The sequence below is a fragment of the Rickettsiella endosymbiont of Xylota segnis genome (genome assembly GCF_964019545.1).
GTDB lineage: Bacteria > Pseudomonadota > Gammaproteobacteria > Diplorickettsiales > Diplorickettsiaceae > Aquirickettsiella.
On record NZ_OZ026451.1, the window covers coordinates 40,333 to 52,466 of the forward strand.

Annotated in this window: 10 protein-coding genes; 7 read left to right on the plus strand and 3 right to left on the minus strand. The window is 36.2% G+C overall.

Translation table 11 applies throughout. The features are described 5' to 3' along the window. Positions 1-116: 116 nt before the first annotated feature. Positions 117-2,705, minus strand: a complete 2,589-nt coding sequence (gene acnB, locus AACL18_RS00205; protein ID WP_339050548.1) for a bifunctional aconitate hydratase 2/2-methylisocitrate dehydratase — start codon at positions 2,703-2,705, stop codon at positions 117-119. A 91-nt stretch (positions 2,706-2,796) separates the two neighbouring features. On the opposite strand from acnB, the gene AACL18_RS00210 reads away from it, so the two are divergent. Continuing rightward, positions 2,797-3,486 (plus strand): YggS family pyridoxal phosphate-dependent enzyme, encoded by a 690-nt coding sequence (locus tag AACL18_RS00210; RefSeq protein ID WP_339050550.1) that lies wholly within the window; start codon positions 2,797-2,799, stop codon positions 3,484-3,486. 8 nt (positions 3,487-3,494) lie between these two features. Here AACL18_RS00210 and AACL18_RS00215 read toward each other — a convergent pair whose 3' ends face one another. Both AACL18_RS00215 and typA read right to left on the minus strand, forming a co-directional pair. Further along, the gene (locus AACL18_RS00215) at positions 3,495-4,871 is read right to left on the minus strand and encodes a glycine--tRNA ligase (RefSeq protein ID WP_339050552.1); all 1,377 of its coding nucleotides are present in this window, start codon (positions 4,869-4,871) and stop codon (positions 3,495-3,497) included. A 136-nt stretch (positions 4,872-5,007) separates the two neighbouring features. Beyond that, positions 5,008-6,822 carry a translational GTPase TypA gene (typA, locus tag AACL18_RS00220; protein WP_339050554.1) on the minus strand — a complete coding sequence of 605 codons (1,815 nt, stop codon included), beginning with the start codon at positions 6,820-6,822 and terminating at the stop codon, positions 5,008-5,010. A 44-nt stretch (positions 6,823-6,866) separates the two neighbouring features. Here typA and AACL18_RS00225 point away from each other — a divergent pair, with 44 nt between their 5' ends. The 6 genes from AACL18_RS00225 (at position 6,867) to AACL18_RS00250 (ending at position 12,109) form a co-directional block, all read left to right on the plus strand. After that, positions 6,867-7,514 carry a hypothetical protein gene (locus AACL18_RS00225; protein WP_339050556.1) on the plus strand — a complete coding sequence of 216 codons (648 nt, stop codon included), beginning with the start codon at positions 6,867-6,869 and terminating at the stop codon, positions 7,512-7,514. Positions 7,515-7,759: 245 nt separating this feature from the next. After that, a complete protein-coding gene (gene ubiE, locus AACL18_RS00230; protein WP_339051656.1) occupies positions 7,760-8,506 on the plus strand; it encodes a bifunctional demethylmenaquinone methyltransferase/2-methoxy-6-polyprenyl-1,4-benzoquinol methylase UbiE in 747 nt (248 codons plus the stop codon). After that, positions 8,503-9,108, plus strand: coding sequence for a ubiquinone biosynthesis accessory factor UbiJ (locus tag AACL18_RS00235; RefSeq protein ID WP_339050558.1), 606 nt, complete (start codon positions 8,503-8,505; stop codon positions 9,106-9,108). The genes ubiE and AACL18_RS00235 overlap by 4 nt, the downstream gene beginning before the upstream one ends. Next, entirely contained in the window at positions 9,105-10,769 is a 1,665-nt protein-coding gene (ubiB, locus tag AACL18_RS00240; RefSeq protein WP_339050559.1) for a ubiquinone biosynthesis regulatory protein kinase UbiB, read from the plus strand. The genes AACL18_RS00235 and ubiB overlap by 4 nt, the downstream gene beginning before the upstream one ends. Before the next feature lie 184 nt (positions 10,770-10,953). Beyond that, positions 10,954-11,343 (plus strand): response regulator, encoded by a 390-nt coding sequence (locus AACL18_RS00245; protein ID WP_339050561.1) that lies wholly within the window; start codon positions 10,954-10,956, stop codon positions 11,341-11,343. A 31-nt stretch (positions 11,344-11,374) separates the two neighbouring features. Further along, positions 11,375-12,109 carry an ankyrin repeat domain-containing protein gene (locus AACL18_RS00250; protein WP_339050563.1) on the plus strand — a complete coding sequence of 245 codons (735 nt, stop codon included), beginning with the start codon at positions 11,375-11,377 and terminating at the stop codon, positions 12,107-12,109. Positions 12,110-12,134: the final 25 nt, after the last annotated feature.

Here is a 12,134-nt window from a genome sequence, read left to right on the forward strand (position 1 = left end):
TTAATTCCTGTGGAAACTCCGTAGCGTAAAACTCCACTAAGTCCTACCCCCATAAAAATTAAGAAATTGTGTTCAATTTAAATCCATTAAAGTTTTAAAATATTTGTTGTTAAAGTTTAAATACCGATTAATTGCTCAATTTGTTCTGACACGTTCTGAAAATCTAGCATTTGATCAAAATTCAAATATCGATATAAGTTTTCACTCATAGCGTCAATAGATTTCATTTTTTCTCTATATTCATCTAAATTGGGTATATAACCTAAAATGGCGGTTATAGCAGATAATTCAGCCGAAGCTAAATAGACATTAGCATCTTTTCCCATACGATTAGGAAAATTTCGAGTTGAGGTGGACACTACTGTTGCACTATCACCTACTCTTGCTTGATTTCCCATACACAAAGAACAACCAGGCATTTCGGTCCGTGCACCTACAATGCCATAGATTGCGTAATAACCTTCTTGCATTAACTGATGTGCATCCATCTTGGTTGGAGGTGCTATCCATAATACAGTGGGTAATCGGGTGTTAAAGTTCTTTAATAAACTACCAGCTGCACGATAGTGACCAATATTCGTCATGCATGAACCTATGAATACTTCATCAACCTTAGTTTGTGCTACGGCAGATAAAGGTTTGATATCGTCTGGATCGTTGGGACAGGCTAATAAAGGTTCTTTGATCTGATTAAGATCAATTTCAATGATTTCTGCATAATCTGCATCTGCATCTGGCTCTAGTAAAACAGGGTCTGTTAACCAAGCTTCCATTGATTTAATTCGGCGCTGTAAACTCTTAATGTCCTGGTAACCATTTCTTATCATCCAATTTAGTAGGGAAATATTAGAATTTAAATATTCTACAATCGGTTCTTTATCTAAGCGAATAGTGCAACCATTTGCTGAACGTTCAGCAGATGCATCTGCAAATTCAAAAGCTTGCTCAATTTTAAGATTCGGTAAACCTTCAATTTCTAATACTCGTCCAGAAAAGATATTTTTTTTATTTTTGCTATCGAGCGTGAGTAAACCCCGTTGCAAGGCGACATAGGGTATCGCGTTGACTAGATCACGTAATGTGATGGTAGGTTGTATTTTGCCAGTAAACCTAACTAATACTGATTCTGGCATGGTTAATGGCATCACACCCATAGCCGCTGCAAAAGCAACAACACCCGAACCGCCAGGGAAACTAATACCTATAGGAAATCGCGTATGGGAATCGCCACCGGTACCCACCGTATCAGGTAACAGCATTCGATTAAGCCAAGAATGGATAATTCCATCGCCGGGTCTTAATACAACCCCACCACGCGAAGAGAAAAAATCTGGCAAACTGTGTTGTGTTTCTATATCAACGGGTTTTGGATAGGCTGCAGTGTGACAAAAACTTTGCATGACAAGATCTGCTGAAAACCCAAGACATGCAAGCTCTTTTAGCTCATCTCTGGTCATAGGCCCCGTTGTGTCTTGTGAGCCAACGGTTGTCATTTTTGGTTCACAGTATGTCCCAGGGCTGATACCAGGGACTCCACAGGCTTTGCCTACCATTTTTTGAGCTAAGGTAAATCCCTTGCCATTTTCGGGGATAATTTCTGGGCGATTAAATTCTTTGGAGAATGGATAAGACAATGCGGCTCTTACATTATCGGTCAATGATCGACCAATAATTAAGGGAATTCTACCACCAGCACGCGCGGCATCCATGAGCGTGAAGTTCGGCGTAAAATGAGCAATTTCTTGTCCTTGTTCATTCTCAATTCGTCCCTCATAGGGATAAATTTGAATAATATCACCCATATGAAGTTGACTTACATCAACTTCGATAGGAAAAGCACCAGAGTCTTCAGCAGTTGTTCGAAATATTGGAGCAATTTTGCCACCTAAAATAACTCCACCACGGTTCTTATTAGGAACAAAGGGGATCTCATTGCCGATATGCCACAATAATGAATTAATAGCAGATTTTCGCGATGAACCAGTACCCACAACATCACCAGCAAACGCGATAGGATGACCTTTAGCTTTTAGCTGCTTAATAACTTGTAATGCATCCGACATACGATTTTTCAACATAACTAAGCTATGCAAAGGGATGTCAGGACGACTCCAGGCTTCAGTCGCAGGAGAGAGGTCATCGGTATTAATTTCTCCAGATACTTTAAAAACTGACAAGGTGAGCTTATCAGGAAGTTTAGTCTTAGACAGAAACCACTCTGCATTTGCCCAAGCTTCTACAACTTGATGAGCATAAAGATTCCCTTTTTTGGCTTCGGCTATGACATCATGGTAAGCATCAAACATTAATAGAGTGTGTGAAAGTTGTTTTGCTGCTACTGCAGCTATGTCCTGTTGCCCGTCAAGTAATTCGATAAGAATAGGAACATTATAACCACCCAACATACTACCAAGAAGCTTAACGGCGTATTTAGGCGATATAAATGGGGAATTAACTTCGTTTTTTGCTAAAGCTGCAAGAAAACCAGCCTTAACATAAGCCGCTGGATCGACTCCGGGTGCTACATGTTCTGCTAATAATTTGACTAAAAAAGAGGCTTCATGAGAAAAGGCGGGGTTTTTAATTAATTCAATACATGCGGTAACCTGTGTTGCATCAAGAGGAAGAGGGGGAATATCTTGATCTGCCCGTTGCTGAATGTGTTGTCGGTAATTAACTAAAAAATTGGATGGTGATGCAGACACAACGACCCCGCTTATTGTTTAATAATAAGATTATTATACGCTTTTAAATTATTAGAAGTAAGTAAATTGTCTCTAAATTCTCTCAGAAAATATGAAAAATTGCATTTTTAGAAGAATTTTGCACTGTATACAAAAGATAAGAAATACAGAATGTCGCTTTGGAAGAAGACCAGGTTCAGTCGAATTAATTGCTATCAGCAAAGCGCAAAATGTAGAGGCTATAAGGTCAGCAATTGATGCTGGACAATTCATCTTTGGTGAAAACTATGTTCAGGAAGCTGCTGAAAAAATTCAAAATTTTCCGAATTTAGGGTTAGAATGGCATTTTGTAGGAAGAATCCAAACGAATAAAACAAAATTTATTGCCAATAATTTTTCTTGGGTACATAGTCTTGCGGATTTAAAATTAGCTGTAAAATTGAATGAGTATCGAAAAGAAGCAAATTTAACGCCCATTAATGTTTGTATTCAAGTTAATCTGCAGAAAGAGACAAGCAAAGCTGGGATATATTTAGAAGATATTGCCCCCTTTGCAACTTCAATTATTAAGCTTTCTCATCTTAAGTTAAGGGGTTTAATGGCAATTCCCAAACCCGAAAAAGATTTCGCTTCCCAACGTAAAAACTTTAAAGCGTTACGTTTAAGCTTAGAGAAACTAAATAAATTAGGCTTAAGATTAGATACTTTATCTATGGGTACATCTCAGGATTTTGAGGCCGCTATTGCTGAAGGTGCGACATTGGTTCGATTAGGTACAGCAATTTTTGGAAAAAGACAATGATAAAATTTTTATGAGAAGTAATTTTTTATATATTCATCTAAACGAGATAGGTTGATACGTTTTTGTTGCATAGTATCGCGATCACGTAGGGTGACGGTATCATGATTTTCAGTATTTTCACTTTTAGCTATGGTATCAAAATCAACAGTAATGCAAAGTGGTGTGCCAATTTCATCATGACGCCGATAACTTTTTCCAATATTTCCGGTATCCTCAAAGGCAATTCTGCCTATTCCCAAAGCTAATATTGCATTCTTCAAATTTTTTGCTTTTTCTACCAACAAACTATCGTTGCGCTTTAAAGGGATGATAGCTACTTTGACGGGTGCTAAATGTGGTTTTATTTTCAACACTAAACGTTTTTTATCATCTTTTAAAGTTTCTTCTTCGTACGCTTCGGTGAGTATGGCAAGTACACCTCTATCCAAACCTGCTGAAGGTTCTATTACGTAGGGAATAAAATGCGAACCAGGAGGGTCTTGGACGGTTAATTTAGCAATGCTTTGCTTATTAATAGCTACTTGAGCATTTATATTTAATTTATTTTGATCTTGCGTATGCGAACCTAAATCATAATCAGTACGATTAGCAATTCCTTCTAGTTCTTCAAAGCCATGAGGGAATTTATAGAGTATATCGACGGTTGCTTTTGCATAGTGAGCCAGTTCGGATGTGCTTTGCGTTAATAATTTTAATCTTTCGGTATTTAACCCTTGATTCTTCCACCACGCTAAACGAGATTCAACCCAATATTCATGCCATTTTTCATCTTCACCCGGTTTAACAAAAAATTCAATTTCGAGTTGTTCAAATTCTCTGACTCTAAAAATAAAATTACGTGGTGTTATTTCGTTTCTAAAAGCTTTCCCAATTTGTGCTATGCCAAAAGGAAGTTTAGGAGACATAGAGTCCATAACATTTTTAAAATTAGTAAATATTCCTTGTGCGGTTTCGGGACGTAGATAGGCAAAAGCATCAGGGTCTTCTACTGGCCCCATGGTGGTTTTAAACATCATATTGAAGACTCTTGGCTCAGTAAGATTGGTAGAGCCACATGCTTCACATTTACCATCTATAAGATGATCTAAACGCCAACGCTTTTTACATTGTTTACAATCGACGAGTAAATCAGCAAAGGTGCTTTCGTGACCGGAATAATAAAAAATTTTTCGATGTGTCAAAATGGCAGAATCTAATCCGTAGATATCATCACGCTCGTAAACATTAGATTTCCACCAAGCGGTTTTTAAATTATTTTTTAATTCTACACCTAATGGGCCATAATCATAGACACCTTGTAGGCCTCCATAAATTTCAGCACTAGGGAAGATGAATCCTCGGCGTTTACATAAAGATACAATTTCTTCTAGATTTTCTGCTGCCATGCTAATTTCCAAAGCTTGAGTTTAGAATAAGTTTTCATAAATACTATGAATTATACAACAGGTTTTCATAAAAATTTTATAAAAATTCTTAGAATAAGCAACATGCACTTAAACAGCAGCAAAAAAGCTTAGTTATTTAAACATCCCGTCCGGAACGTTTACGTTCATGTTCTTTCAAAAACTTTTTACGTAAGCGCAAATAATGCGGTGTGACTTCTAATAATTCATCATCAGCGATAAATTCTAATGCTTGTTCTAAGGAAAATGTTATGGGGGGAGTCAAAATGATGTTTTCATCTGAACCTGAAGCTCGAACATTCGTGAGCTGCTTCCCTTTTACGACATTAACAACTAAGTCGTTATCGCGCGAATGAATGCCTACAATCATGCCTTCATAGACATCAGTTTGCGGGCCAATTAATAGTTTTCCACGCTCTTGTAAATTAAATAAGGAAAATCCAGTTGCTTTACCGACTTGATTGGAGATCATGACACCATTTGCTCGATTAGCAATTGTCCCTTTTTTTACAGGACCGTAATGATCGAATACATGGTGCATTAATCCTAAGCCAGAAGTTGCAGTTAAAAATTCTGTACGAAAACCAATTAAAGCGCGCGTGGGGATTTTATAATCTAGTCGGACGCGTCCTTTACCATCCGATACCATATCTACTAGATCGCCACGTCGACTACCTAGTTTTTCCATGATGTTACCTTGATGTTGTTCTTCCAGATCTACAGTTAAGTTTTCGTAGGGTTCTTTCAGCTCACCATCAATTTCCTTTAGAATAACTTCAGGACGAGATACTCCCAACTCATACCCTTCACGACGCATAGTTTCGATTAATATCGATAAATGCAATTCTCCTCTTCCAGAGACGCGGAATCGATTGGGATCTTCTGTGTCTGCAACTTTAAGCGCAACATTATGCAGTAGTTCCCTGTCAAGACGCTCTCTAATTTGGCGACTGGTAACAAATTTTCCATCTTTACCTGCAAAAGGTGAGTTATTAACCTGGAAGGTCATGCTCATCGTAGGCTCATCAACTATCAAAGCGGGTAAAGCTTCCACTAAGTTAGGATCACACAACGTGTCAGAGATATTCAGTTTATCAATACCTGTTACGGCTATGATATCACCAGCTTCTGCTTGATCGATTTCTATACGTTCTAAGCCGCGATAACCTAAAATTTGTAATATACGAGCAGGCCGAGTTTTTCCTTCTCTGTCAATTAATACAACAGGCATATTAGACTTAGCGCATCCTCTCTGAACCCGACCAATACCAATAGTCCCTACATAACTAGAATAATCCAAGGTGGTAATTTGCATTTGAAAGGGGCCTTGAGAGTCGACTGCGGGGGGAGCAACTTTATTAATGATAGTTTCAAATAAAGGAGTCAGATCAGAGCTTGGTTTTTTAAGGTCTAATGTTGCATAACCTTGTAAAGCAGAAGCATAGATAATAGGAAAATCTAATTGTTCTTCGGTTGCGCCTAAACGATCGAATAAATCAAAAACCTGATTAATAACCCAATCAGGTCGGGCGCTGGGCCTGTCAATCTTATTAACGACGACAATAGGCTTTAGACCTTTAGCAAAGGCTTTTTGCGTAACAAAACGTGTTTGTGGCATAGGACCATCTACAGCGTCTACTAATAGTAATACAGAATCTACCATAGCCAAGATACGTTCCACTTCTCCGCCAAAGTCAGCATGCCCAGGGGTGTCGACAATATTAATACGATAACCATGCCACTCGATGGAAGTATTTTTCGCGAGGATAGTAATGCCACGCTCACGTTCCAAGTCATTACTATCCATAATACGCTCCACTGGAGCAGCCCTGCTCGAGAGAGTGCCGGATTGTTGTAATAATTTATCAACAAGTGTGGTTTTTCCATGGTCAACATGGGCAATTATGGCGATATTACGTATATTTTGGATCATGATAGTTTAAGAAATTAGGTATTAGGAATGTTCAAAAAGAGTGCATGATAACGCAAAGTAAGGCATTTCGGCTAGCGTGTTCTACACTGATAGAAAGGCAATTAATATTGAGAGGTTTTATCATGGGTGTGCTTTTATTGCAACCAACTACTACAGCTCAATGGCAGTCTTTGGTTAAGGATGCAAAATCTAGCAGCAATCTCAGGTTGAACAATGAATTGGAAAGTTATTTAGTTTTTTTATTAGGGTACTATAATCATCGACCTGATATCGCGAATTCAGTTTTAGCGAAAGAATTTCTAACTAGTATGACTGAAAGGTGCTCTAGGCAACGAGAGTGTTTACGCGAAGTAGGAGATAAATGTTTACTGTTTGCCGGGTTTTTTCCTGAACAGGCTGAAAAGAGACATGTAAAAATTAAGTATTTTATTGAGCTAGGTCAATCAGCCTATATTCAGGTAGCAAGCTTGTCAAAAGCAGGTTCCGCTTCTCTTTATAGCGCCCTAAGTTATGATTTTATTGGCTTGATGGAAATCTTACATGCAATCCGGGGTTTAAGTGATCCAGCTAATGAATTAACCCCCTTACAAGCTTTGGAGTTATGGACCGATGTTAAAAGTCCGCACGCTTTAGCAGTGTTGCGTAGACATACATCCTATTCTACTTTTACAGGATCACAACTTAAGCATTAGGTTCAATAATTCACGCATTATTTCCTACTACTTTGATTCAGTTAAAATATTGGATTGAAGAAATTAAAAAGCTTAGCTGCATTTAGCTTTTTATTTGATTAATTTAAATAATTTACATTTGAAGCTTCTAGAATTTATGAGTTATTAAAATGAGTCATTTTCTTGCTCAAAATCAGCTAGGTAGTTAAGATAGACCAACTAGAATAATGGTAATCCTTATGCCAGATTCTCCATCGAGCATTAAAATGAATGAAACCTTGACTACAGACTTTGGTTATCAAAGTATTCCCGTGAGTGAAAAAAATAACCGAGTGGCTGAAGTTTTTCAGTCAGTTGCAGGCAAATATGATCTTATGAATGATCTGATGTCTTTTGGGTTACATCGTCTATGGAAAAAATTTACGGTGGAATTATCTCAACTTCGTAAGGGAGATACTGTACTTGATGTGGCAGGAGGTACGGGTGATTTGGTAAAAGCATTTGCTAAGCAAATAGGACCGCAGGGTAAGGCAATTTTGTTAGATATTAATGCTGCCATGCTAAATATAGGGCGAGATCGGCTACTAGATTCAGGGTTTTCGGAAATAAGCCCCATCCAAGCCAATGCAGAGTATTTACCCTTTGCGGAGGATAGTTTTGATTGTCTGAGTATAGCTTTTGGATTACGCAATGTAACGAATAAGCAAACTGCACTAAAATCTATGTATCAGGTTTTGAAACCAGGTGGTCGTTTACTTGTTTTAGAGTTTTCTAAACCTATATTAGGGTTTTTACAGAACTTATATAATCGTTACTCCTTCGATTTTTTACCTAAATTAGGGGAATGGATTGCTAATGATGAAGCAAGTTATCGTTATTTAGTTGAATCCATACGCCGTCATCCCGATCAAAAAACACTTCAGACACTCATTTTAGACACAGGATTTGATAAATGTGAATACTATAATCTTAGCGGTGGAATAGTCGCATTACATAGAGCGTGGAAATTTTGATTAGCTCCAATATAATATTATCTATTCAAGAAGCGATACTTAATCGTTATCTAAATCTTGACCCAGAATCCAAAAAACATTTGCGCCAATTATCTGGGAGAGTAGTAAAGATAGAATGGGGTTCGCTTATCTATTATTGGCTTTTTAAATCCGATTCAATTTATTTGAGTAAAGATTATAACGGACCTGCTGATTTAATATTACGTGGTTCAACTTTTGATTTTTTACGCATGGCATTTATAAAGAAAGATAAAGCATTTACAGATATTCCTCTACAAGTTGTGGGTGACATGGAGTTTGGAAAACAATTTAGAGATTTTTTTTCAACTCTTGAGATAGATTACGAAGAACAATTATCAAAAAAAATAGGTGATGCTTTAGCGTACCCCTTGATACAAGCGCTTAAAACAATAAGTCTTTGGGCTAGACAAAATATAGAAAATCTTAGTGAAAATGTAACAAATTATGTCCAAACGGAAATGAATTGGTTGGTCCCTGACGAAGAATTACAGTTTTTTTTTTCCGATGTTGATGATCTACGCGACGATTGTGCTCGATTAGAAGCTCGGATAAATTCCTTGCAAAAAGGATTGAATGGATGAAAGCTATTTCTCATCTAGTGCGTTTAATGCAGATCAGTTTTATTCTTTTTCGTTATAATCTAGATGAATTAATGTATTCTCTAGATCTATTCAGGCCTTTACGTTTTTTTGGATATTTAAATCCTTATCGAAGACTTAATAAAAAGATGTCTAGAGGAGAAAGAATTCGTCTTGCACTAGAAGACTTGGGTCCAATATTTGTTAAGTTTGGTCAAACTTTATCAACACGGCGTGATTTTATCCCTATTGATATTGCTGACGAATTAGCAAAGCTACAGGATCGCGTACCTCCTTTTCCAGGAGAAGAAGCGAAATCTATTGTTGAAACTTGTATTAGAAAATCTATTTCAGAAGCATTTTCTCAATTTGATATTAATCCTTTAGCGTCGGCTTCTATTGCGCAGGTTCATACTGCTAAGTTGTTGACCACGGGTCAAGAAGTTGTGGTTAAAGTGTTAAGGCCGGGAATTTATAAAAAAATTAATCGAGATATTGATTTATTATATGCTTTAGCGGATTTTGCTTTACGTTATTGGCGATCTGCCAAACAACTTAGACCTCGTGAAATTGTAGCAGAATTCGAAGCTTGTTTAAAAGACGAATTAGATTTATTACGTGAAGGTGCTAATGCCTCACAATTACGGCGTAACTTTTCTGATTCTGATTTGCTTTACATTCCGGAAGTATTTTGGCCATATACCTCGCATAAAGTCCTAGTCATGGAACGTATTTATGGTATTTCAATTTCTGATATTTCTACTTTAAAAAAACAAGGGATTAATTTAAAGAAATTAGCGGAACGAGGTGTTGAAATTTTTTTTACACAAGTGTTTCGTGATTGTTTTTTTCATGCCGATATGCATCCAGGGAATATTTTTGTTTCACCTAAAAATAAAGAAAACCCTCAGTATTTGGGCGTTGATTTCGGGATTATGGGAAGTTTAAGTCCAGATGACCAACGTTATCTCGCCGAAAATTTGCTAGCATTTTTCAATAGAGACTACCGTCGTGTAGCCCAATTGCATGTTGAATCGGGTTGGGTTGCAGAAAATACTAGGATAAATGAATTTGAGGCAGCGATACGCACCGTATGCGAACCAATTTTTGAAAGACCTTTAAAAGAAATTTCTTTTGGACAATTACTTTTAAGATTATTTCAGACTGCTAGAAGATTTAATATGGAGGTGCAGCCGCAATTAGTACTATTGCAAAAAACGTTATTTAATGTTGAAGGTTTAGGACGGCAGTTGTATCCAGATTTGGATTTATGGAACACAGCTAAACCTTTTTTAGAACATTGGTTACGGAAACAAGTCGGGCCACGGGCTTTTATACGAAAAATTCGGGAATATTCCCCTTATTGGGCAGAAAAAATTCCTGAAATTCCAGATTTAATATATCAAGTAATGCTCGAGTTACGTCATTTAACAAAGAAACCAAAATGTCTTTATTGTGCAAAAGAAAAAGAAAAAAAACAAACACGTAAAAAATCTTTCTGGTTTATAGGTTTAGGTATTGCTACTGCTTGTATAGTTTGGGTTTTGTTAGATCTAAGTGTTAAGGATGTAACACATTTAACATCTACGTATTTATGGATTTTAGGTTTAGGAGGTTTGGGGTTATTTTTAGGTGCGATGATTAATTTACGAAAATTAAATTAATTTTACTTTAAACAGGGAGTGTTTATGGGATTTTATGGATTAAATCTAATATCGTTCCTTATTATTTTTCTGATTGCTTTGTTATTATTTGGCCCTAGATATTTACATATAATTTTAAAAGATTTGACTATTTCAGGGCGAAACTATATTAAGATTTTATTAAAATTAAATAATGCAAAATCAAATGATAATAAATCCGAATCCGAAACAGATATTACTAGTGGATGATGACGAACTGTGCTTGAAAGTATTAACTCAATACTTAGATGAAGCTCAATATACCTACATAGCCTGTAAAGATGGCCAACTTGCTTGGAATTATTTACAACAAAATCCCAATAAATTTTTTGTTGTTTTAAGCGATAGAATTATGCCCAATCTCCATGGTTTGCAATTACTAGCGAAAATGCAAAAAAGAAAATTAAATATTCCATTAGTATTATTTTCTGGTGAAGCAAACAAAGAAGAAAGATGTGAAGCGATCATGCTAGGAGCCTATGATTTTTTTTATAAACCTATATCTAAAGAATTACTTTTTGCAGTGTTGAAAAAAATAAAAAAACAATTAGTATAGTTAATAATAAGTAATTATAAGGAGAGAAAAAATGCTCAAATCTAATCTCAATTGGGAAAATAATTGCTTATTTGCTTTAGCAAATATAGGCGATGTCAATTTATTTGAGTATTGGCTAGATAAACAAAAATTAAATATTGATGCTCAGGATCAAGATGGCGACACCCCATTGCATTTTGCCGCAAGAGGTGGACACAAAGATCTGTCGGTCATGTTATTAAGAAAAGGAGCGTTACTTAGCTTAAACAAGAAAAAACGAACTGCTTTACAAGATGCTTATGATAGCAAAAAAACAAAGATTGCAAAAGAGATTACTAAATATGTAATTCAAACAAATTCAGTGAAAAATATCGTCCAAATTCAAAATCTTAATAAAAAAGTAGATACGGAACAGGAACAAAAGCTGAAGCTACTTATTAATGATTTTATAAAATGTTTAAGAAAGAACTATGTAGATAAAAATATTTTTATTCGCTTTCCGGCTAAACATAATGAAAGAGCCAAGGCTCTAATCGTTGCGGTGCGGCGCTGTAGCTCGGTTAGCGAGTTTAAGGATTTATTGAATAACCAACTCAATCTATTTAAAAATACTCTCACACGTCCTTTACCTAAGGAAATAATTGATAGAAGATGGTCTGAAGTGATTAAAAATAAGCCATTAAATGTTAATAAGTCTCTGTTTTACAAAACCTTAAATACTTTTGTTACGGAAAGACTTTCTAATAATATAGACAATCGAAGCTTTAGGAACAACCATCAACGCTAAATTTATCAGAAAGTGATTAGTTTCC